This window comes from Chryseobacterium luteum (assembly GCF_000737785.1).
GTDB classification, from domain to species: Bacteria; Bacteroidota; Bacteroidia; order Flavobacteriales; family Weeksellaceae; genus Chryseobacterium; species Chryseobacterium luteum.
Window position 1 is genome coordinate 143,932 of the sequence record NZ_JPRO01000002.1, and the last position, 22,930, is coordinate 166,861.

Genomic DNA, 22,930 nt, shown 5'->3' on the forward strand with positions numbered 1-22,930 from the left:
CCTCTCTAAAACATAAAAAAAACAACAAATATCATTTTAATGAAAAAGAAATTATTAACACTCGCGGTCTTATCTTTTACAGGATATCTCATAAATGCACAGGTTGGAATTAATACAGGTGTTCCTCAGGCTACATTGGATGTGGTAGGGTTTCCGGGAACTAAACCTGATGGTATTATTGCGCCAAGGCTTTCATTGACACAACTGACTGCCAAGACTTATGCTTCTGCTCAAACAGGAGCTATAGTATATGTAACGACCATTGATGCTACTCCTTCCGGTTCGACGATTAACGTAACGGCTCCGGGGTATTATTATTTTAATGGGACAATATGGGTGTTTATTACACCTTCAGACTGGCATACCACCGGAAATTCAGGAATTACTGCCGCCAGCGGTGCGGTGGGAGCTGCCATTTCGACCGGAGATTTTTTAGGAACAAAAGATTCCCAGAATTTGGTAATTGCTACAGCTAATTCAGTAAAAGGAATTTTAGATATTGACGGAACTTTTAAGGGTGGTAATAACAGCACTTCGGGACCGTATGCTTCCTTTGTATGGGGATCAAACAACACACTATCCAATACAGCATCTTCCAATGTTATATTAGGTAGAGGCAATACTGTTTCTGCCCAGGGACCGAATTTCCCGGGTGCAGCAATAGGGTACAATAATTATTTAGTTAATGGAGCCAAAGCTATCGGAAATAATAATGGCGTGAGACTCAGCGATGGGACTGTACAAAATCTGAATGGAGCAAACGCATTAGCTTTTGGAAATTATAATTATGGACTTGGTGCTGCTTTTGGAAACCAGAATTATTCAAATGGATATGCCATAGGAAGCGGAAATACAGTAGGTGCTAATAATTATGCTTTTGGTAGCGCCAATACTGCAAATGCAACTGCCCAATCTATGGTGTTCGGATTCAGCGGTACGGTAAGTGCTAATGACCAGTCGGTATATGCTAACAAATCACATATCTTTTTTGGTCAGGGAAATGCAGCGACCACAATTGTGGGGCTTAATATGATACCTACGGCTGATATCACAACAGGAGCTGCCATCCAGATGAAAGGAATTGCTTCCGGTGCAAATGCGGGCTGCTCTTCACTTGAAGAAGGTGCGATCAGGTACAATGTTTCCCAGCATGTCCATGAAGGATGTAATGGAACTAACTGGAAAGCTTTATACTAATTAAAAATAACACAAACCTTAATAAAAACAAAAAACAAAAAAATGGCAAAAAAATTATTCGAGAAATTTGCAGTAATGCTGTTGATATTTATGATGTCAGCGGCGATATCTGCTCAGAAAGGGTATGAGCCTATCCGTGGGATGGGTGTAGAAGCTAAACCTGTAAACAATTCAGGTATTTGTCTGGCATGCTATAACGGAAGTATGAATCCGGTAGTGGATGCCAACTTAGACAATAGTGTAAGTATGGGGAACTTTGCTTCCCTGTTAAGCGGAAACGGTATATCTGTGAAAAACACAAATACTACCTATCCGGCAGGATATATCACTGGTTTTAACGTGGATTTGGGGACAAGCTTCATCACAGCAGAACTTTTGAGCTCATTAAGAATCAGCACGTACAAAAACGGTGTACTTCAGGAAACGACTACCAGTGGTACATTGTTATCTGTTCCTGCATTCGGAGGGAGTAAGAACAGAATCTTCCTGCATTTAAGAACAACAAGAGAATTTAACGAAGTAAGGTTATACCAAACTAACGTACTCTCTGTATTCAGTGCAATGAATGTGTATTATGCATTTGCATTTGATCCTGCTAAAGTTCCTGTTGACAATAATGGTATCTGTGATGATATTATTGCAGGAAGCGGTGTAGATGGTAATATATCCGGAAGCAGCAGTTTCCTTGCTCCTCTTTCTTTCATTCAGAATAAAGAAAGAATAGGAGACGGTGATAAAAATTCTTACGGATCTATTGTATTGCCTGCCGGGCTTCTTGGATCTTATTCAGTAGGAGTATTAGACAAAAACCAGATTTATCCTGCGGGAAACAAAACAGGTTTTGTGATTTCTCCGGATGATGAAGGAAAGCTTTTAAGCGCAGAATTCCTGAAAAACATTACTGTAGAAACTTATCTATATGGTAAATTACAGGATTCCAGAGCATTATCTGATGGTGGTGGATTGATTAACATTAAAGTTTTAGGTTTTGGTTCAGGAAAACAGAAAGTTACCCTTACAGCTTCCAAGCCTTTTAACGAAGTGCGTTTAAAAGTTACGCAGACTTTAGGTGTTAATTTTGGATCTTTAAAAGTGTACTATGCATTTGAAGAGCCTGCAGCTTGCGACTGTAATGATAAAATTCAGACAAGTGGTTCTGCAATTGCAGGAAACCTGGTAACAGGAGGTAACTGGACTTCCGGTCCTGGACTTTTTGGTCTTATTTTAGCAAAAATGGTAGATCCGGGAGCTATTGTAGATACCAACACATCCAATTATGCTACAGCAACTATTCCGGCTGCTTCACTCTTGAGTATTTTCTCGGCGTATGCTACAGTAAGCAGCAATAATGTGCTTCCTGCCAATACTTATGCGGGATTCACATTAGAAAAAGCTGCGAATTTAATCGGGGTAAGTGTACTTGAAAATATTACGGTAACACTTTACAATAATAATACCCAGACAGATGTTTTCACCAGTACTGGGAGTTTATTCAGTGGTAATTTCTTCACTACGGATTCTAATAAATTTTATGTAGGAGGTAAGGCAACCAAGCCTTTCAACCGTATGAAAATTACTTTCCACAGTGGTACAGGGGTGCGTTTTCCTCAGAACTATTATATCTATAATGCGTTTGCAAGCAGAGACGATGATAACGATGGAGTGGCAAACTGCTTCGATCAGTGCCCTAACGGTAATGACAGCATTGATAGCAACGGTAATGGTATTCCGGATTGTGCAGAAGGATGTACGGCGGTAAATGACAAGTCTCCTAATATTGATACAGACGGTGACGGAACTGTGGATGCATGTGATTTAGATTCTGATAATGACGGTATTTTGGATTCTGCTGAAGATCTTAATGGAAATGGTCTGTTTGATGATGATGATATAGAAGGAAACATTTTTGTGACTCCGGTATTAGGAGATGGAATTGCTGCTTATTTAGATTTGGATTCTGATAATGATGGCATCTTGGATTTATTTGAATCAGGTATTCCTACTTCAGTAGTCAACCAGATTGATGCAGATCATAACGGTATTATCGACAGCGGAGTTGCTGTAGGAAATAATGGTTTTGCAGATATCTTGGAAACTACACCGGATTCAGGAATTCTGAAATATCCTCTTAAAAATACCAATGGAGATAATACACCGGATTTCGTTGATTTAATGTCTAACGGTACCGATTATGATCTGTATGCTATTGGAAAAGGTAATTTAGATGATCTTGGTTCAGGATTTATTTCCAGAATTAATGATACTGATAAAGACGGTATCCAGGCTGTTGTAGATACAGATCTTGTGAAAAGAGGATCGCCTAATTCTCCGCTATCTCCTAATGCTGCCCTGTCCAAGAATGGTGGATCGGCTGCAAGAGGAATAGCTAACTCTGATGTTACTTCAGTTTCAAATGATATCAATGTATATCCTAACCCGGTAAAATCAGGTGAAAACCTAAATGTTAAATCTGAAGAAGGCGGAATTTATACATTGTTCTCTGCCCAGGGGCAGTTGATCAAATCAGATAAATTCTCCGGTAATGCTGAAATCAGTACAGCTTCATTACCTGCAGGTATTTATATTGTGAAGATAGAAACCAAGTCAACAATGAAATCTTATAAAATCATTGTAAAATAATTTCCAGATTCTATAGAATGAAAGGCTGTCCTTAGGGACGGCTTTTTTTTATGACTGGAGTTTTAATGATCTCAGAATGAATAGGTTTTATTTGTCTATGTGAATGAAATTTTGTACCTTTGTCCCTCTTTTGGCGCGAATAATTGTTTGTAAATCTATAAAATATTGGAAATCAGTTCTTTCATGGAATAATGAAAGAAGTTTCTCATATATAGATACTGCGGCGGATTCTGCCTCAAAAGTAAGTAAAAATATTTTGCATTACGCTGTGAAAAGATATACCAGCGTTGCAGTTAGAAGTTAGATTAAAGATTTTTTAGAATAAAGAACAAAGAATAAAGACCGATAATTGCGCCAAAATTTTCTTACTTATTCTTTTCTCTTTCATCTTTTCTCTTTTTGTCTTCTTCTGATATTTTTTAATGAATCAAAATATTTTTTAACCCTTTCTTAAAAGTTTTATGAGTAAAACAACAGCAACTACAAGGGGGAATCAGAGAATTAACTTCTCATCAGCTAAAGGAAAAATCATTACTCCGGACTTCCTGGACATCCAGCTTGAGTCTTTCAGAGATTTTTTCCAGCTTGATACCCTTCCAGAAGACAGAACAGACGAAGGTTTATACAGAACCTTCCAGGAAAACTTCCCGATCACCGATTCTAGAAATCAGTTCGTATTGGAATTCCTTGATTATCTGGTAGATTCTCCACGTTATTCAATTAACGAGTGTGTGGAAAGAGGACTGACGTATTCAGTGCCCCTTAAAGCAAGACTTAAATTGTATTGTACAGACCCTGAGCACGAGGATTTCCAAACAGTGGTTCAGGATGTGTATTTAGGCCCGGTTCCTTATATGACGCCTAGTGGATCTTTCATCATCAATGGTGCTGAAAGAGTTATTGTTACGCAGCTTCACCGTTCACCTGGTGTATTCTTCGGACAGACTTACCACGCTAACGGAACCAAACTTTACTATTCAAGAATTATCCCTTTCAAAGGATCTTGGATGGAATTTACAACCGATATCAACAGCGTAATGTACGCGTATATCGACCGTAAGAAAAAGTTACCATTAACAACCCTTTTAAGAGCTATCGGTTACGAATCTGATAAAGATATCCTTCAGATCTTCGACCTTGCTGAAGAAGTGAAAGTTTCTAAAGCTGCCCTTAAAAAAGTAGAAGGAAGAACATTGGCTGCGAGAGTATTGAACACTTGGTTCGAAGATTTCGTAGACGAAGATACTGGTGAGGTAGTTTCTATCGAAAGAAACGAAATCATCCTGGACAGAGAAACGATCCTTGAAAAAGAACATTTGGATCTTATTCTTGATGCTGGTGTGAAATCTATCCTGATTCACAAAGAAAATGCAAATGAATTCTCTATCATCCAGAATACATTACAGAAAGACCCTACGAACTCTGAAAAAGAAGCAGTAGAGTATATCTACCGTCAGTTAAGAAATGCAGATCCGCCAGATGAGGAAACTGCAAGAGGAATCATTGAAAAATTATTCTTCTCTGAGCAAAGATATTCATTGGGTGAAGTTGGACGTTACAGACTAAACAAAAAATTAGGTCTTAATATCCCAACTACAACTGAGGTTCTTACAAAAGAAGATATCATTGCGATCGTAAGACACCTGATCGAGCTTGTGAACTCTAAAGCTGAGGTTGATGATATTGACCACTTATCAAACAGAAGAATCAAAACTGTTGGTGAGCAATTGGCAGGACAGTTCGGTGTAGGTCTTTCAAGAATTGCAAGAACAATCAAGGAAAGAATGAACGTTAGAGATAACGAAATCTTTACTCCGCTTGATCTTGTAAATGCTAAGACATTAACATCAGTAATTAACTCGTTCTTCGGTACCAACCAGCTTTCTCAGTTCATGGACCAGACCAACCCTCTATCAGAAATCACGCATAAGCGTAGACTTTCTGCCCTGGGACCTGGTGGTTTATCAAGAGAAAGAGCAGGTTTCGAGGTTCGTGACGTTCACCATACCCACTACGGAAGAATTTGTCCGATTGAAACTCCGGAAGGACCAAACATCGGTTTGATTTCATCTTTAGGGATCTATGCTAAAATCAATACCTTAGGTTTCATCGAAACTCCATACAGAAAAGTAGAAAACAGTACAGTAGATTTACATGCTGATCCTATTTATCTGAATGCTGAAGATGAAGAAGATAAAGTAATTGCCCAGGCAAACGTTGAATTAAATGATAGCGGAGCATTCTTAACAGACAGAATTATTGCCAGATTAGATGGTGATTATCCTGTAGTTGAGCCTTCTCAGGTTAATCTTATCGACGTTGCACCAAACCAGATTTCCGGTATTTCAGCTTCATTGATTCCGTTCCTGGAACATGATGATGCGAACCGTGCATTGATGGGATCCAACATGATGCGTCAGGCCGTTCCTCTATTGAAGCCACAAGCTCCAATCGTAGGTACAGGTCTGGAACAGCAGGTAGCCAAAGATTCAAGAATCTTGATCAATGCTGAAGGTACAGGTGTTGTAGAATATGTAGATGCTGATAAGATCACTATTAAATATGAAAGAAGTGCTGACGAAGATTTAGTACAATTCGAGTCTGCTACCAAAACATATAACCTGACTAAGTTCAGAAAAACCAACCAGAGTACTACCATTACCCTGAGACCAAACGTAAGAGTAGGTGAAACGGTACAGAAAGGACAGGTGCTTTGCGACGGTTATGCTACTGAAAACGGAGAATTGGCTCTTGGTAGAAACCTTGTGGTAGCGTTCATGCCTTGGAAAGGATACAACTTTGAGGATGCAATCGTAATCAACGAAAAAGTGGTGCGTGAAGACTGGTTTACTTCAATCCACGTAGATGAATATTCACTTGAAGTTCGCGATACCAAACTAGGTATGGAAGAGCTTACAGCAGATATTCCTAACGTTTCAGAAGAAGCTACTAAAGATCTTGACGAGAACGGGATGATCAGAATTGGGGCCGAAGTGAAGCCTGGAGACATTATGATCGGTAAGATCACTCCAAAAGGTGAATCTGATCCTACTCCTGAAGAAAAACTTCTTAGAGCCATCTTTGGTGACAAAGCTGGTGATGTGAAGGATGCTTCATTGAAAGCTGACTCTTCATTAAGAGGTGTTGTGATCAACAAAAAACTGTTCTCCAGAAACATTAAAGATAAAAAGAAGAGAACTGAAGAAAAACTTAAACTTGAAGAAATTGAAAACACTTACAAGGCTAAGTTTGATGAGTTAAGAAACACTTTAATTGAAAAATTAAATACACTGGTAGGCGGTAAAACTTCTCAGGGAGTTACCAACGACCTGGATGAGGAAATCATCGGTAAAGGTGTGAAATTCACTCACAAATTATTGACTTCAGTTGAAGATTATGTAAACGTAAGCGGTGCAGACTGGACGGTAGATAATGATAAGAATGAATTGGTTAAACAATTGATTCACAATTATAAAATTAAGTTCAACGATATCCAGGGAGTTAAAAACCGTGAGAAATTTGCTATTTCAATCGGAGACGAACTTCCGGCAGGAATCATGAAGCTGGCTAAAGTGTATATCGCTAAGAAACGTAAGTTGAATGTAGGGGATAAAATGGCAGGACGTCACGGTAACAAAGGTATCGTTTCAAGAATCGTTCGTGAAGAAGATATGCCATTCCTGGAAGACGGAACACCGGTAGATATCGTATTGAATCCACTTGGGGTACCTTCCCGTATGAACATCGGTCAGATTTATGAAACAGTTCTTGGATGGGCTGGTCAGAAATTAGGATTGAAGTTCGCTACACCAATCTTTGACGGAGCAACTCTTGATCAGATCACTGAATATACAGAAAAAGCAGGTCTTCCTAAATTCGGTAACACCCACCTTTATGATGGAGGTACAGGAGAAAGATTTACTCAGCCGGCTACAGTAGGTATTATTTATATGCTGAAACTGGGACACATGGTTGATGATAAGATGCATGCACGTTCTATTGGTCCTTACTCATTGATTACTCAGCAGCCGTTAGGAGGTAAAGCTCAGTTCGGAGGTCAGAGATTCGGAGAGATGGAGGTTTGGGCTCTTGAAGCATTCGGAGCATCAAATATTCTGAGAGAGATTCTGACTGTGAAGTCGGATGACGTGATTGGTAGAGCAAAAACTTATGAAGCCATTGCAAAAGGTGAGTCCATGCCTGAACCAGGTATCCCGGAATCATTCAATGTATTACTTCACGAGTTACAAGGACTTGGACTTGATGTAAGATTGGAGGAGTAATTAAAAGATTTAATTATTTAAAAAATTAAAGAATTAATTAACTCTGAGATGATAAGAGCGAAAGTGATTTTAAATCTTTCAATCTTTTAATCTTTTAATCAAAAATTAAATTATGTCAAATAAAAATAAATCAAGTAGATTTAATAAAATAACCATCGGTTTAGCTTCACCGGAATCGATTCTTCAGGAATCAAGAGGGGAAGTTTTAAAGCCGGAAACTATTAACTACAGAACGCACAAACCTGAAAGAGACGGGTTGTTCTGTGAAAAGATCTTTGGTCCTGTAAAGGATTACGAATGTGCTTGTGGTAAATACAAGAGAATTCGTTACAAAGGGATCGTTTGTGACCGTTGTGGAGTAGAAGTTACAGAGAAAAAAGTCAGAAGAGAGAGAATCGGGCACATCAACCTTGTTGTTCCTATCGCTCACATCTGGTATTTCCGTTCTTTACCAAACAAAATCGGTTACCTTTTAGGAATTCCTTCTAAGAAATTAGACATGATCATCTACTACGAAAGATATGTAGTGATTCAGCAGGGTATTGCTAAAAAATTAGACGGTTCCGATTTCGATAACATGGAATTCCTGACAGAAGAAGAGTACCTTGACATCATGGAAACGCTTCCTGTGGAAAACCAGTATCTTGATGATTCCGATCCAAACAAATTCATCGCCAGAATGGGTGCTGAAGCTGTTGAAGATCTGTTAAAAAGAATCAACCTTGATGCATTGTCTTTCGATTTAAGACACAAAGCTCACAATGAAGGTTCCAAGCAAAGAAGAACTGAAGCTCTGAAAAGATTGAACGTTGTAGAAGCATTGAGAGGTGCCAATACAAGAATGATCAACAGACCGGAGTGGATGATTATGCGTGTACTTCCTGTAATACCACCGGAACTAAGACCATTGGTTCCATTGGATGGAGGACGTTTCGCAACTTCTGACTTAAATGACCTTTACAGAAGAGTTATTATCAGAAACAACCGTCTGAAAAGACTATTGGAGATCAAAGCTCCCGAAGTAATCTTGAGAAACGAGAAGCGTATGCTTCAGGAATCAGTAGATTCATTATTCGATAATACAAGAAAATCTTCTGCCGTAAAATCTGAATCAAACAGACCGTTGAAATCACTTTCAGATTCATTGAAAGGTAAGCAGGGTCGTTTCCGTCAGAACTTACTTGGGAAAAGGGTAGATTACTCTGCACGTTCCGTAATTGTTGTAGGTCCGAACTTACAGCTTCACGAATGTGGTATTCCTAAAGATATGGCAGCAGAATTGTACAAACCGTTCATCATCAGAAAACTGATTGAAAGAGGGATTGTAAAAACTGTGAAATCTGCCAAGAGAATCATCGACAGAAAAGAGCCTGTAGTATATGATATCCTTGAAAACGTGATGAAAGGTCACCCGGTTCTACTGAACAGGGCACCTACCCTTCACAGACTGGGTATCCAGGCATTCCAGCCTAAGATGATCGAAGGTAAAGCTATTCAGCTTCACCCGTTGGTAACAACAGCATTCAACGCCGATTTCGATGGTGACCAGATGGCCGTACACTTACCGTTAGGCCCTGAAGCAATCCTTGAAGCTCAGTTATTGATGCTGGGTTCTCAGAACATCCTGAACCCTGCAAACGGGTCTCCTATTACCGTACCTTCTCAGGACATGGTTCTTGGTCTTTATTTCATGACTAAAGAACTGAGCTCTACAGAAGATATGAAAGTTTTAGGTGAAGGTCTTGCATTCTATTCTCCGGAAGAAGCGGAAATCGCTTATGCTGAAGGCAGAGTTTCATTGAATGCTAAAGTAAGATGCAGACTGCCGGTTAAAGAAGATGGTGAAATCAAAACAAAATTGATCGAAACTTCCGTAGGTAGAATCTTATTCAACCAGATTGTACCTAAACAATCAGGATACGTTAATGAACTTTTAACGAAGAAATCACTGAGAAATATTATTGGTAGAGTATTGGCCGATACGGATTTCCCAACAACTGTGAAGTTCCTGGATGCAATGAAAGACTTAGGGTATTCAAATGCATTCAAAGGAGGTCTTTCATTCTCATTAGGTGACATCGTTGTTCCTGTTGAGAAGAAAAAAATGATTGCTACGTCAATTGAAACAGTAGACGAAATCAGAGCCAACTATAATATGGGTCTGATTACAGATACAGAACGTTATAACCAGGTAATCGACGTTTGGACCAACACCAACGCGGGATTAACTGAAATGATTATGGGTAGAATGAAAACCGATCAAGGTGGATTCAACTCTGTATATATGATGCTTGATTCTGGTGCGAGGGGTTCTAAAGAACAGATCCGTCAGTTATCAGGGATGAGAGGTTTGATGGCAAAACCGCAGAAAGCAGGTTCTACCGGTGCGGAAATTATCGAAAACCCGATTCTTGCCAACTTTAAGGAAGGTCTTTCCATCCTTGAGTACTTTATCTCTACCCACGGTGCACGTAAAGGTCTTGCAGATACCGCTCTTAAAACAGCCGATGCCGGTTACCTTACAAGAAGACTGGTAGACGTTGCTCAGGACGTTATCGTTACTGAGGACGACTGTGGTACTTTAAGAGGTACTGAAGTGACTGCGCTTAAGAAAAATGATGAGATCGTTGAAAAGATCTCTGAAAGAATCTTAGGTAGAGTTTCTCTTCATAACATCTATGATCCGGAATCAGATGAGTTGATCATTGAAGCAGATCAGGTAATCAATGAAGTATTGGCGAAAAGAATTGAAGAAGCAGGATTAGAATTTGTTGAGGTTCGTTCGCCGCTTACTTGTGAAACTAAAAAAGGAATCTGTGCTAAATGTTATGGTAGAAACCTGGCAACCGGTAAGATGATCCATATGGGTGAAGCAGTAGGTGTTATCGGAGCACAATCCATTGGGGAACCGGGTACTCAGCTTACGTTGAGAACTTTCCACCAGGGGGGGGTATCCACAAACGTATCAGAAAACCCATCTATTGTTGCAAGAAGAGACGGTATCGTAGAATTGGACGAAGTAAGAACAATTACTTCCGAAGATGAAAGCGGTAACACTGCAGAAGTAGTCGTTTCCCGTACAACAGAATTCAGATTGGTTGCTGATAACGAAACCAGAACACCATTAATGATTGCTAACGTACCTTACGGTTCTCAATTACTGGTTAAATCTGGTGATAAAGTGAAAAAAGGCGATACCATTGCAAAATGGGATCCTTATAACGCGGTAATTATTGCTGAAACTGCTGGTAAAGTAGAATACGAGGATATCATCCAGGGTATTTCATTCCAGCTTGAAATTGACGAACAAACAGGATTCGAAGAGAAAGTAATCTCTGAATCCAGAAATAAGAAAGCCGTACCTACTTTAAAAGTGGTAGATTCTAAAGGAGTTGAGCAGAAAGGCTACAACTTACCGGTAGGAGCCCACTTAATGGTAAACGATGGTGAAAAAATTAAGGCTGGTAAAGTCTTGATCAAGATCCCAAGAAAATCTGCAAAAGCAGGGGATATCACCGGAGGTCTTCCGAGAGTTACCGAACTATTCGAAGCAAGAAACCCTTCAAACCCGGCGGTTGTTACTGAAATCGATGGGGTAGTTTCTTACGGAAAAATCAAGAGAGGTAACCGTGAACTTATTGTTGAGGCTAAAACTGGTGAAAGAAAGATTTATCTTGTAAAACTTTCCAACCAGATCCTTGTTCAGGAGAATGACTTCGTAAGAGCCGGTTCTCCGCTTTCTGACGGTTCCATTACACCGGATGATATCTTAAGAATCAAAGGTCCAACTGCGGTTCAGGAATATCTGGTCAATGAAATCCAGGAAGTATACCGTCTTCAGGGGGTAAAAATCGACGATAAGCACTTTGAAATCATCGTAAGACAGATGATGACAAAAGTATCTATCGTGGACGGAGGTGATACTCAGTTCCTTGAAGGTGCATTAGAACATAAAATGGATTTCCTAGAAGAAAACAACAGAGTGTTCGGTCTTAAAGTAGTAGTTGAAGCCGGTGATTCTAAAGACTTCAAGCCAGGTCAGATGATTACTGCAAGAGAATTAAGAGACGAAAACTCTAAGTTGAAACGTGAAGATCAAAAATTAGTGGAAGTAAGAGAAGCACTGCCTGCAACAGCAACGCCTGTACTGCAAGGTATTACAAGAGCGGCTCTTCAGACTAAGTCATTCATGTCTGCAGCATCATTCCAGGAAACGACTAAAGTTCTGAACGAAGCAGCTGTAGCTGGTAAAGTGGATTACTTAAGTGGTCTTAAAGAAAATGTAATTGTAGGACACAGAATTCCTGCAGGTACAGGTCTTAAAGAATACCAGAATGTAATTGTAGGTTCTAAAAAAGAATTTGAAGACCTTAACTAAAATTAATGATTTGAAATTTGAGGTTTGAATTTATTTTTATATTTTCACAATCTCAAATTTCAAATTTTCAAAAAAATAATTTATAAAAATGGACAACAATCAAAATCCTCAAGATGGAAACATCAACATCGAATTAAACGAAATGGTAGCTGCTGGAGTATATGCTAACTTAGCATTGGTAAACCACTCTCCATCTGAATTCGTTGTAGATTTCATCCAATTAATGCCAGGTGTACAACAGGCTAAAGTAAGATCAAGAATTATTCTTGCTCCGCTTCACGCTAAGAGAGTACTTTCTGCTCTTCAACAAAACATCACTAACTACGAGCAGCAATTTGGAGAAATCAAAGAAGTTGAGCCTTTCGTATTAGGTGGGAACAACGTACAAGCTTAAGATTTTTTTCAAAATAAATCAGAATGCCTCAAACTATTTGAGGCATTTTTTATTTAAGTTCCGGCCGAAAGTAATTTTACAGTTTCTTCATCCCGATAGTACAGTTTTTCGGATGTTGTTTTTTTATGTACTGTTTCGAGGATTAAAGGCAAATTCCGATACATCTTTGAAAAATTAAGAAAATGACAGTACAGAATTTGGGCTCGCGGTTTTAAACTAAACAATTATTTGAGTCCGAATGCACTCATTAACAAACTTTCACGCTTTTTATTAAAGGTTTATTAAAGATGCTTTTTTTAAGCATATCAATAACTCAATTTTATATATTTGCGTTGAAAATGATATGGAAGATATGATAAATAATCAATTTATTCTTGAAAAATTTGGTTTTTTAGGAGAAGATTTTTTGAATGAATTGCATGAGAATGCAGTTATTACCGATATAAAATCAAAAACAGAAATCATCAGGGAAGGGCAGAAAAATAAATATGTTCCTTTTCTTATTAAAGGATCTATAAAAGTTTTTACCCTTAATGACGGCAGAGAGCTGATCTATTATTATATAAAGCCCAACGATAGCTGTCTCATGACCTTTTCATCTATTTTCACAGATTACACCAGCAGAATATATGCTATTGCCGAAGAAGAATCTGAGGTTATACTGATTCCTGTTTCTGTTATACACGGATGGCTGATCCGCTTTCCGGAAATTAACAGGATATTTTATCATGAATATGACAAGCGTTTCTCAGATGTCATGAATATGGTCAATGATGCCGTATTCCACAGACTCGATAAAAGAGTTCTGAACTATATCCGCCAGCAGATTTCGGCCACCGGAAACAATCCTTTAAAAATTACACACCGTGAAATAGCCAGTAATTTAGGGACTTCCAGAGAAGTGGTGAGCAGGGTTTTAAAAAAGATTGAAAATGAAGGGGAAATTCTTCAGACCAAAGAAGGAATTAAAATTCCTGTAAACGAAAAATTTAAATCTGTCTGATATATTAAGTTTAATTATTTTATCTTTATTATTGATAAAAACAATTCGTATGGTGACTTTTATCACACACTTTTGAATCCATAACTCAATAAGTTTGTCATATCAAAATTAATTCAAATTGTATATGACAAAAACCTTCTTATTTTTGTCGATGTTCTCATCAGTTCTTGCTTATTCACAGGAAGATTTGCTGAAAGATATTGACACTATCAAAACAACCGAAACCTCGCAGCCGCCGGCCTTCAAGGCACTGCAGATTGTCACGGGACAGTCTACAAAGCTTTCCGCAAAAAACGAATGGTACATCGTCGTTGCCCACCGTTTTGGGGACATAAGCACAGGCTTTAAAAATTTCTTTGGATTGGATGACGCTTCTACCAAGTTAGGGGCAATTTACGGAATCACAGATAATATCTCAGTGAGCCTTTCCAGAGAAACAAATATGAAAACATTCGAAGGTGCTGTAAAATATAAGCTTGTAAAGCAGAATGAAAAAAGTCCGGTAGACATCGTGGGTTACCATGCAATGGCTTTAAATACAGATCTGCATAAGGACAACTATCCTTATCTGAAATTCGGTGACAGGCTTGCTTATCTTACACAGGCTTTGATTTCAAGAAGGTTTAATGATAATTTCTCATTACAGCTGACTCCTTCATATATTCATAAAAACCTTTATAATCCGGCAATTGAAGACAAGAATCAGTTTCTGACCGGATTAGGAGGACGTTATAAAATTTCCAAAAGAATTTCTCTTAATGCAGAATATTTTGTGAATTTCGACAATCACAGTTTCTATAAAAATCCTTTATCTTTAGGGATGGATATAGAGACCGGGGGACATGTGTTCCAGCTTGTATTCTCTAATTCCCAGATCAATTCAGACATCGGCTACCTTTCCAATGCGGTAGGGAAGTGGGGAAAAGGACAGATATTCTTTGGGTTTAACCTTTACAGAGTTTTTTAAGATGAAAAAGATACTATACCTATTATCATCAGCTGCCGTGTTTATTGCTTGTGACAGCAGAACTTATGAGGAGATTTCAGATAACACCCCCATTACGGTGCCTGTTAAATATAATTCCGACGTGAAAACAATTGTTGACAATAACTGCATCGGATGCCACTCCGCAGGAAGTTTTAAACCTTTTACGACTTATACAGATGTGAAAAACAATATTGACGGTATTCTCGACAGGATACAGAGACCCAACGGAGATCCGGGAAAGATGCCGCAGGGCGGATCCTTATCCCAGACACAGATTAATACCTTTATAAAATGGAAAGCCGACGGGCTTACAGAAAATTAAAATATTTGATATGAAAAGATTAATAATACTAAGTAGTGTACTGTTTTTTACCGGCTTTGCTTCAGCGCAGAAATACAGTTCCAAAACAGGAAGCGTAACCTTTGAGGCATCCGTGCCCCTGTTCGAAGATGTGTATGCCAAAGATAATAACAATGTTGTTATCCTGAACACAGATACCGGGGAAATGGCTTCAGTTTCGGTAGTGAAAAACTTTCACTTTAAAACCAAACTCATGGAAGAGCATTTCAATGAAAGCTATGCAGAAACAGGAAAATACCCTAAGGCTACTTTCAAAGGAAAAATCGTTAATTTTGACAAAACGAAACTTAGCGCTTCACCCCAGAAGTATACCGTTCAGGGAACCCTTAATTTTCATGGTGTAGATAAAGCCGTTTCTTCCGCAGCTTCCATTTATTCCAAAGACGGGAAGATCTACATGCAGGGAAGCTTTATGGCCAGACCGGCAGACCACAATGTAACCATACCCAAAATGGTAACCAAGAAGGTTGCAGAAAATGTGAAGGTGGAATATAATTACGTAATGACGAAATAATGAAAAATATCATCTTCATCATAAGTTTGTTTCTGACTTTTTCTGCGATGTCTGCCCAGGAAAAAGCAAAATCAATATTTGATATTGCCAGAAGCGGGACGGTAGCTGAGGTGAAAGATCTTATGAAGCAGGATCCGGATATTATCAACAAGACCAATGAAAGTGGGTTTTCCCCTCTTATCCTCGCATGTTACAGAGGAAATATGGAAGTGGCTGATTTTTTGATGGATAAAGTAAAAGATATCAATTATAATTCTTCAATGGGCACTGCACTCATGGCAGTTGTGTATAAAGGTGATTTAGCATTGACTCAAAAATTATTAGATAATAAATCGGATATCAATACAGCAGACTCACAAGGAACGACACCGCTTATTTTTGCCTCGAAATTGGGAAATATAGAAATGGTGAAGCTTCTTGTAAAAAATAAAGCAGATAAAAATATAAAAGACAAACAAGGAAATACAGCTTTTGACTATGCTGTTTTATCAAAAATTACTAAACTTATTAATGAACTTAAAAATTAAAATATGAAAAAGACTGTACTCTTTTCTTTATTATTAACTGGTTTTTTGGGCTTTTCGCAGCAAAAAACTACAGGAGATGTACCTTTATCCCCCAATAATGGGATAACTGCCAATTTTACTCTTGATAATACAACATCTAAAGTAACTTTGATCTTAAAAGGTCCGTCCGACAGATGGTTTGGCTTAGGAATCGGTGTTGAGGCGGGATTTGGCATGTCATCCGGAGATGCGGTAGTGTATTCTGCTGTAACAACTCCAAAACTTACGGATAGGAATTTTACGGGATTCATGCAGCCTCCATTAGATAGTTCACAGGACTGGACAATAGTGAGCGATGTTGTTTCGGGCTCTGTAAGAACGCTGACATTAACAAGAGCTCTGACCAACTCAGATCCTAATGACTATCAAATGCCTTATGCCACTACAAATTCTATAAGTTTTGCAGGGCCAAGACCGGCTAATGCAACTACAACAGTTGCCCCTCACGGTGGAACTGCGAATGTAGGGTATGCGACTGCATCTTTTACAACCGTATTAGGAGTGAACGATACTGCTGTAGCAAATAAAAAAATTGTTCTTTATCCAAATCCAGCTAAAGAAACCGTAAACATTAAAAATGCAGATAGAATAAAATCTGTTGATATTTACGAAACAGGTGGAAGAAAAGTACGATCTGTAGTACCTGATGGTGAAACTATCAGTGTAAGAGATCTGAAATCCGGAATTTATTATTTTGAGATCACTCTAAAAGACGGAAGCCTGTCTTATGAAAAGCTGATCAAAGAATAATCATAAGTAGAAAAATACTCTTAAATGCCTCTGGATAACAGGGGCATTTTTATTTACCCGTATTTTGAATGCTGAAGGATTTTAAAAATTTAAATGCTTGAAACTAATTTTATTTTATCGCAAGGGCAAAAAAATTATTTCCTATGTATTGCTTTTATAAGAAAATGGCTTTGTTTAGTTTAAAAATCAACCGATTAATTTATAAAGCTTTGTTATCATTGTGTTTATTTTAATCCTTATCCCGAATTCAGTTTGTTTTAATACACTTTTAATCTTATAAACTTTTCTGGAAGCAATACAGACCGTAACTTTGTCGAAAATTTTAATGATGAAGCGAGGAATACAAATTCTGCTGTTACTTTTTTCTTTGGCCATCTGCGCGCAACAGGCCAATATGGATACGGCCCAGGTAGTCGTTTCCGGCCGTACTAACAGTGTTGAAGCCCGGACTAAGCCTTATGTGATCATGATCTCTGCGGATGGTTTCAGGTATGATTATGCCAAAAAGTACAATGCGGAAAATCTTCTGAAGCTGGCAGCTGGCGGTGTCCAGGCCGAAGCAATGATTCCAAGCTATCCAAGCATTACTTTCCCTAACCAAAAAACTGGAGCCTGATTACCGGGCTTTATCCTTCCCACCACGGACTGATTGATAATGCTTTCTATGATTACAAAAGAAAAGAGCCTTATGATAAGCGCAATAAGAAGAATGCTGAAGATGGCAGCTGGTATGGCGGAACTCCGCTTTGGGCGTTGGCTGAAAAACAGGGAATGGTTTCGGCTTCTCTGATGTGGGTTGGATCTGCCAGCAATGCGGGAGGAATGAGACCTTCCTATTATTACCATTATCATGAAAAATTTAAGCCTTCCGAAAAAGTAGAAAAGGTAGTTAACTGGCTGAAACTGCCTGAAGAAAAAAGACCGCATTTTATATCTCTGTATTTCCCGGAAGTAGACGGAAGCGGCCATCATTACGGGCCGGATAGTCCTGAAACGGAAAATGCCGTTCACCAGATTGACAGCGCCATTGGAGAACTTGTTCAGAAAGTCAATACTCTTGGACTGAAAAATGTCAACTTTATTTTTGTTTCCGATCACGGAATGATAAAAATGGCTGACGGAGCTCCATTGGAAATTCCGGCTATGCTTTTCGATAAAAACAGATTTGATTTTTACAATTCTGAAACCCTGCTCAGAGTATATGTCAAAAATCCCGTTGAGGTTAAAAGTGTTTATAAAGAGCTGAAAACCAATAAAACAGATGACTACGAAGTATATCTGGATAAAAGACTGCCTGAATATCTGCATTTCGCAACCAAAGACGATCAATATGACAGAATCGGGCAGATCCTTCTGATCCCGAAAGCTCCGAAAATATTCCTGGAAAAAGGCAAGAAAACATACGTAGGGAAACACGGTTATAATCCGAAAGTTGTTCCTGAAATGAAAGCCACATTCTATGCATGGGGCCCTGAATTCAAAAATAATCTGACGATACATGAATTTACGAATGTCAATGTCTATCCTTTGGTTACTGAAATCTTAGGCCTGAAAACTGATCAGCCTGTCGATGGAAAATTGAAAGTTTTGAAAGAAATAGTAAAAGACAGAAAATAAGAAAAACTTTAAAAACTAAATGAATATGAGATACGTAATTATATTCTTTTTTATTTTCTGTAAATCATTTTCGCAATTTTCATCCTGCAAGGAGTTTGAGCTTACCGAATTGAGAGTAAAAAGACCTCAGGTAGAATTTCCCGACCATCAGGTTGAATCTGGATTTCTTAAAAAACTTCCAATTAAGACAATGAAGGGGAAACAGTATTCAGGAATATGACAGAAATGGAAATCTCATCAGTACCAAAAATATTGCTAAAGATTATTATCAATCAACAAATGTTTGTCAGTACAAGAATGGAATACTTACCGAAAGCCGCTCTATTTCAATGGCTGACAAAACTCGTATTGAATCTTATAATGAAGAATCGATGCGAAGAGGAAATGAAGAGATGAAACAAAATGGCACTGGAACTGCGGCAATAATGGATCCCCAAAGTACGGAAAGTGTTTATACAGCTGTATTGAATAATAAAAATCAGGTTGTATCTTACAAGAAAGAAAAAATTGAAATAAATGGAAGCAATAGAAAAATTACAGGTTCTGATACGGGGGAGTTTATATATAAGGATGGTAATATTTCTGAAGCTAAATACGGAGGCATAACCGAGCAGTACTTTTATAAAAACGGACTGCTGTCGGAAGTGAAAAGAACTGAAAAAAAACAGTGGCTTTTTGAGAGACGTAATACCAACCAATATATTTATGATAGCAGAAAGAATCTGATTGCAATATCTTATTCTACTGAAGACTACCAGGGCGGGAAATATCAATCCGGCAATAAAGGACAGAAAGATTCTGCTACTTATGACAATAAAAACAGATTGATAAGAATAGGTTCTAAGAAGAATTTCATCACTTATAAATATGATGCAGGCAATAACATTACTGAGATATCAGAATATTCAAACAACAAGCTTCAATCCCAAAAAGGATATGGATATGATAAAAACCTGATGGTAAAATCTTCAGAAAGCAAAATTCCGATTACAGAAAATTCTGACATTTATTTTAAAGATTATATGTATAAAAACGGATTACTGGCTGAAGTGAAAAATTATACCAGTAAGTATCCTTATGGACATAAAACAGTTTATCAGTATAATGATAAAAAACAATTGGTTAATATTACGGATTATCGTCCCAAATTTAAAGATGGAAAGCTACTGGAGAATGAATTTGAGAAAGGATCTGAGACTAATTTTATTTATGAAGGAAAATCAGTAATAGTTAAGGGTAACAGGACTGTTTCACAGACAGGTAAATTTGAATTGTATTAATTGAAAATAAATAATGACAGTTTCGGCGAGCCTTTGGCTCGCCGAAACTGTTTGATAGAAAATTTAATAGAAAGGTGTTAATAAAACAACCTGAAAACTAAGATTGAAATTTATTAGAAAACTCACGGGCAAAATCCTCAAGTTTTACTGAGCCGGTAACCGGAGATCCCTGTTCAGTAAAATCCTTCTGAATAACACCTGTCCTCATTCCTCTTCCCATTTCAGCATACAGTTCAGCCATTTCCATTGGAAGACCTGCCTGAACCATCCCGTCGAAAGACTGCTCATCTGTAAATTCAACCCAGGGTAATTCCTGATTTCCAACAGCAGCTCCCAAAACTTTTGCAAAATCTGCAGGTGGGCGTGAATCACTTACCACATAACGGATATTTTTACCGGTTGTATTTTTTACCAGCTCTTCAGCTGCAGCCTTGGCAATATCAGTGGGGTGTACCAATGGAATATGTATATTTTCAGGATAATTCCCGCCGATAATTCCTGCATTTTTAACCATTGGAATATCATTGAAGAAATTAATGTAGAAATAACCTGCCCTTAAAAAAGTAACGGAAGTATTTTCCAGCTCATTATATAATTTTTCAATACGATGAAGTCCTTTAATCGGACCGTTTTCAACCGGAGAATCAGCTCCCACGCTGCTTAGCATGACAACCCTTTTTACTCCTGTTTTTGTAATGGCTTCAGCATAATTTTTTCCTGCATTCACCGTGTTTTCTACAATATTGTTCTCCCCCATGATCGGTGGAGTCATTGCAAATACTGCATCAGCACCTTCAAATGTTTTAACCAGGAAATCCGGATCAGTAATAGAGCCGATGGCGGCTTTGGCTCCTAAAGATTCGATTTCACTTTTTTTGGCTTCACTGCTGCTGATCACAGTAATATCATGGCCTTCCGCAATTAACTGCTTGGCTAATGGTTTCGCTGTATTCCCTAAAGAACCTGTTATGATAATTTTCATATTAAATGTTGTTTATTTTCTTTTACAAAGTTATATTTGTACTTACTTTTATACAAGTACTTACCCTAAAGTATGTATCATGACAGCGATTAAAGAAAGTTCTACCATCCAGAGGAACAGAAAAAATATATTGGAGCAGTGCCCTGTAATGTATGTAATGGAAAGAATAGGCGGTTTTTGGAAACCTATTATTCTCTTTCACCTTTCAACAGGAGAGAAAAGGTACAGTGAATTAAAAAGAGCGATTCCTGAAGTAACCGAAAAAATGCTGATCCAGCATCTTAAACAATTAGAAGCAGATGGATTAGTTATAAGAACAGCAAAACCTGTGGTTCCTCCGCATGTTACCTATGAACTGAGCAAAGCAGGCCTCAAACTGGCTCCGGTAATTGATGCCATGGCAGACTGGGCTTTTCAGGATATGAAAAAAGCGTATTAATTTAAATGAAAAAGACTGCCCCAAAAGACAGTCTTTACGTTATAAGGAGAATTACAAAGATTGCATATCAATAACAAAACGGTATTTCACATCACTTTTGATCATTCTTTCATATGCATGGTTGATATCCTGCATTTTGATCAGCTCAATGTCCGACACAATATTATGTTTTCCGCAGAAATCCAGTAATTCCTGAGTTTCAGCAATTCCACCGATTAATGAACCTGCAACAGAACGGCGTTGGAAGATCATCGGTCTTGTACTCACTTCAGTGTTCTGGAATTCACCTACAAAGCCTACAAGAACCAAAGTTCCGTTCAGGGTAAGCGTCTGCATATAAGGATTGATATCATGCTCATAAGGAACCGTATCAATAATCAGGTCGAATTTTCCTTTTACCGTATCCATCTGTGAATCATCAGTGGAAATTACAACGTGATCAGCTCCCAGTTGCTTGGCATCATCCGTTTTCCCCGGAGTTCTTGAAAATAAAGTCACTTCTGCACCTAATCCTTTTGCCAGTTTAATCGCCATATGTCCCAGCCCGCCTAATCCAACAACTGCTACCTTAGAGCCAGGTCCGGCATTCCAGTGTCTCAATGGAGACCATGTGGTAATACCTGCGCATAGAAGAGGTGCTACTGCAGCCAGGTCCAGGTTTTCAGGTACACTTAAAACAAAATGTTCGTCCACTACTACTTTCTGAGAATATCCGCCAAAAGTATGGCCTCCCGAATGCTTGTCTTTTCCGTTATAAGTTCCTGTAAATCCATTTAAGCAGTATTGTTCGAGATCTTCTTTACAGCTGTTGCAGTGTCCGCATGAATCTACCATACATCCTACAGCAGCAAGGTCGCCTACTTTAAATTTAGAAACTTCACTTCCCACATTGGTTATCCTTCCTACAATTTCATGTCCGGGAACTACAGGGTACAAAGATCCGCCCCAGTCGTTTCTTGCCGTGTGGAGGTCAGAGTGGCAGACTCCGCAGTATAAAATTTCAATTTCTACATCTTTAGGTGTCGTTTCTCTTCTTTCAATAGTCATTTCTTTCAGGTCTGCCATAGTAGACTCAGCCCCGTAGGCTTTTACCGTGATTGTGCTCATTGGTTTATTTAATTTAATTAAGTTATAAATTGTTGTATTCCTCATCGCTTACAGGTTCCAACCATTCCACAATGCCGTTTTGAGTATTGGGATTGATGGCGATATGCGTGAATTCACTGTCTGCACTTGCGCCATGCCAGTGGATAACACCCGGAAAAATATTCACCACATCTCCAGGATGTAAAACCTGTGCAGGCTTGCCTTTTTCCTGGTAAAAACCTGTTCCTGAAGTTACAATTAAAATCTGGCCTCCGCTGTGAGTGTGCCAGTTATTTCTGCATCCGGGTTCAAAAATAACATTCCCGATCTGGCAGTTCAGATCATCGTTGGATTTTAAAATCTTAATCCAGGCTGTTCCTCCGGAAAAATAAGCTTCCGGAGCTTTTTCTCCTTTGGGAAAAATATTTGTATTGAATGTTTCCATAACAGTA

General features: G+C 38.4%; 18 protein-coding genes. 15 read left to right on the forward strand and 3 right to left on the reverse strand.

Annotation, left to right across the window (positions count from 1 at the left end; genetic code table 11):
• Positions 1 to 39: 39 nt before the first annotated feature.
• The 14 genes from IX38_RS04185 (at position 40) to IX38_RS04250 (ending at position 19,971) form a co-directional block, all read left to right on the forward strand.
• A complete protein-coding gene (locus tag IX38_RS04185) occupies positions 40 to 1,197 on the forward strand; it encodes a hypothetical protein (protein ID WP_034702044.1) in 1,158 nt (385 codons plus the stop codon).
• Positions 1,198 to 1,239: 42 nt separating this feature from the next.
• Positions 1,240 to 3,837: a T9SS type A sorting domain-containing protein gene (locus tag IX38_RS04190; protein WP_084680192.1), complete on the forward strand. Its 2,598-nt coding sequence runs from the start codon at positions 1,240 to 1,242 to the stop codon at positions 3,835 to 3,837.
• 461 nt (positions 3,838 to 4,298) lie between these two features.
• Entirely contained in the window at positions 4,299 to 8,120 is a 3,822-nt protein-coding gene (gene rpoB, locus IX38_RS04195) for a DNA-directed RNA polymerase subunit beta (protein WP_034702047.1), read from the forward strand.
• A gap of 112 nt (positions 8,121 to 8,232) precedes the next feature.
• Positions 8,233 to 12,498, forward strand: a complete 4,266-nt coding sequence (rpoC, locus tag IX38_RS04200; RefSeq protein ID WP_034702049.1) for a DNA-directed RNA polymerase subunit beta' — start codon at positions 8,233 to 8,235, stop codon at positions 12,496 to 12,498.
• Positions 12,499 to 12,586: 88 nt separating this feature from the next.
• Entirely contained in the window at positions 12,587 to 12,892 is a 306-nt protein-coding gene (locus tag IX38_RS04205; protein WP_034702050.1) for a DUF3467 domain-containing protein, read from the forward strand.
• A gap of 352 nt (positions 12,893 to 13,244) precedes the next feature.
• Positions 13,245 to 13,895, forward strand: coding sequence for a Crp/Fnr family transcriptional regulator (locus tag IX38_RS04210; protein ID WP_034702514.1), 651 nt, complete (start codon positions 13,245 to 13,247; stop codon positions 13,893 to 13,895).
• Between the two features lie 124 nt (positions 13,896 to 14,019).
• Positions 14,020 to 14,862 carry a DUF5777 family beta-barrel protein gene (locus tag IX38_RS04215; protein ID WP_034702052.1) on the forward strand — a complete coding sequence of 281 codons (843 nt, stop codon included), beginning with the start codon at positions 14,020 to 14,022 and terminating at the stop codon, positions 14,860 to 14,862.
• Position 14,863: 1 nt separating this feature from the next.
• On the forward strand, positions 14,864 to 15,205 hold the full coding sequence (locus IX38_RS04220) for a c-type cytochrome (RefSeq protein ID WP_034702054.1): 342 nt from the start codon (positions 14,864 to 14,866) through the stop codon (positions 15,203 to 15,205).
• A 10-nt stretch (positions 15,206 to 15,215) separates the two neighbouring features.
• Entirely contained in the window at positions 15,216 to 15,758 is a 543-nt protein-coding gene (locus IX38_RS04225; protein WP_034702056.1) for a YceI family protein, read from the forward strand.
• Positions 15,758 to 16,285 (forward strand): ankyrin repeat domain-containing protein, encoded by a 528-nt coding sequence (locus tag IX38_RS04230; protein ID WP_034702057.1) that lies wholly within the window; start codon positions 15,758 to 15,760, stop codon positions 16,283 to 16,285. The genes IX38_RS04225 and IX38_RS04230 overlap by 1 nt, the downstream gene beginning before the upstream one ends.
• 3 nt (positions 16,286 to 16,288) lie before the next feature.
• Positions 16,289 to 17,074, forward strand: a complete 786-nt coding sequence (locus tag IX38_RS04235; protein WP_034702060.1) for a T9SS type A sorting domain-containing protein — start codon at positions 16,289 to 16,291, stop codon at positions 17,072 to 17,074.
• A gap of 325 nt (positions 17,075 to 17,399) precedes the next feature.
• The gene (locus tag IX38_RS23330; RefSeq protein WP_262483433.1) at positions 17,400 to 17,690 is read left to right on the forward strand and encodes an alkaline phosphatase family protein; all 291 of its coding nucleotides are present in this window, start codon (positions 17,400 to 17,402) and stop codon (positions 17,688 to 17,690) included.
• A gap of 32 nt (positions 17,691 to 17,722) precedes the next feature.
• On the forward strand, positions 17,723 to 18,691 hold the full coding sequence (locus IX38_RS04240; RefSeq protein WP_262483435.1) for an alkaline phosphatase family protein: 969 nt from the start codon (positions 17,723 to 17,725) through the stop codon (positions 18,689 to 18,691).
• 329 nt (positions 18,692 to 19,020) lie between these two features.
• Entirely contained in the window at positions 19,021 to 19,971 is a 951-nt protein-coding gene (locus IX38_RS04250; RefSeq protein WP_034702065.1) for a hypothetical protein, read from the forward strand.
• A gap of 97 nt (positions 19,972 to 20,068) precedes the next feature.
• Here IX38_RS04250 and IX38_RS04255 read toward each other — a convergent pair whose 3' ends face one another.
• Positions 20,069 to 20,953, reverse strand: coding sequence for an NAD(P)H-binding protein (locus IX38_RS04255; protein WP_034702069.1), 885 nt, complete (start codon positions 20,951 to 20,953; stop codon positions 20,069 to 20,071).
• Between the two features lie 79 nt (positions 20,954 to 21,032).
• On the opposite strand from IX38_RS04255, the gene IX38_RS04260 reads away from it, so the two are divergent.
• Complete coding sequence (locus tag IX38_RS04260) at positions 21,033 to 21,392, forward strand: winged helix-turn-helix transcriptional regulator (protein ID WP_034702072.1); 360 nt, start codon at positions 21,033 to 21,035, stop codon at positions 21,390 to 21,392.
• Between the two features lie 51 nt (positions 21,393 to 21,443).
• On the opposite strand, the gene IX38_RS04265 is transcribed toward IX38_RS04260, so the two are convergent.
• Entirely contained in the window at positions 21,444 to 22,499 is a 1,056-nt protein-coding gene (locus tag IX38_RS04265; RefSeq protein WP_034702074.1) for an NAD(P)-dependent alcohol dehydrogenase, read from the reverse strand.
• Between the two features lie 22 nt (positions 22,500 to 22,521).
• Positions 22,522 to 22,923 carry a cupin domain-containing protein gene (locus tag IX38_RS04270; protein WP_034702076.1) on the reverse strand — a complete coding sequence of 134 codons (402 nt, stop codon included), beginning with the start codon at positions 22,921 to 22,923 and terminating at the stop codon, positions 22,522 to 22,524.
• Between the last annotated feature and the right edge of the window lie 7 nt (positions 22,924 to 22,930).

Bases quoted from the DNA above. Each gene is read 5' to 3' on its own strand.
- IX38_RS04230 (WP_034702057.1), top strand. From the start codon at position 15,758: ATGAAAAATATCATCTTCATCATAAGTTTGTTTCTGACTTTTTCTGCG.
- IX38_RS04260 (WP_034702072.1), top strand. From the start codon at position 21,033: ATGACAGCGATTAAAGAAAGTTCTACCATCCAGAGGAACAGAAAAAAT.
- IX38_RS04210 (WP_034702514.1), top strand. From the start codon at position 13,245: ATGATAAATAATCAATTTATTCTTGAAAAATTTGGTTTTTTAGGAGAA.
- IX38_RS04255 (WP_034702069.1), bottom strand. From the start codon at position 20,953: ATGAAAATTATCATAACAGGTTCTTTAGGGAATACAGCGAAACCATTA.
- IX38_RS04205 (WP_034702050.1), top strand. From the start codon at position 12,587: ATGGACAACAATCAAAATCCTCAAGATGGAAACATCAACATCGAATTA.
- IX38_RS04190 (WP_084680192.1), top strand. From the start codon at position 1,240: ATGGCAAAAAAATTATTCGAGAAATTTGCAGTAATGCTGTTGATATTT.
- IX38_RS04225 (WP_034702056.1), top strand. From the start codon at position 15,216: ATGAAAAGATTAATAATACTAAGTAGTGTACTGTTTTTTACCGGCTTT.
- IX38_RS04265 (WP_034702074.1), bottom strand. From the start codon at position 22,499: ATGAGCACAATCACGGTAAAAGCCTACGGGGCTGAGTCTACTATGGCA.
- IX38_RS04185 (WP_034702044.1), top strand. From the start codon at position 40: ATGAAAAAGAAATTATTAACACTCGCGGTCTTATCTTTTACAGGATAT.
- IX38_RS04220 (WP_034702054.1), top strand. From the start codon at position 14,864: ATGAAAAAGATACTATACCTATTATCATCAGCTGCCGTGTTTATTGCT.
- IX38_RS23330 (WP_262483433.1), top strand. From the start codon at position 17,400: ATGATGAAGCGAGGAATACAAATTCTGCTGTTACTTTTTTCTTTGGCC.
- IX38_RS04270 (WP_034702076.1), bottom strand. From the start codon at position 22,923: ATGGAAACATTCAATACAAATATTTTTCCCAAAGGAGAAAAAGCTCCG.
- rpoB (WP_034702047.1), top strand. From the start codon at position 4,299: ATGAGTAAAACAACAGCAACTACAAGGGGGAATCAGAGAATTAACTTC.
- IX38_RS04235 (WP_034702060.1), top strand. From the start codon at position 16,289: ATGAAAAAGACTGTACTCTTTTCTTTATTATTAACTGGTTTTTTGGGC.
- rpoC (WP_034702049.1), top strand. From the start codon at position 8,233: ATGTCAAATAAAAATAAATCAAGTAGATTTAATAAAATAACCATCGGT.
- IX38_RS04250 (WP_034702065.1), top strand. From the start codon at position 19,021: ATGGCTGACAAAACTCGTATTGAATCTTATAATGAAGAATCGATGCGA.
- IX38_RS04215 (WP_034702052.1), top strand. From the start codon at position 14,020: ATGACAAAAACCTTCTTATTTTTGTCGATGTTCTCATCAGTTCTTGCT.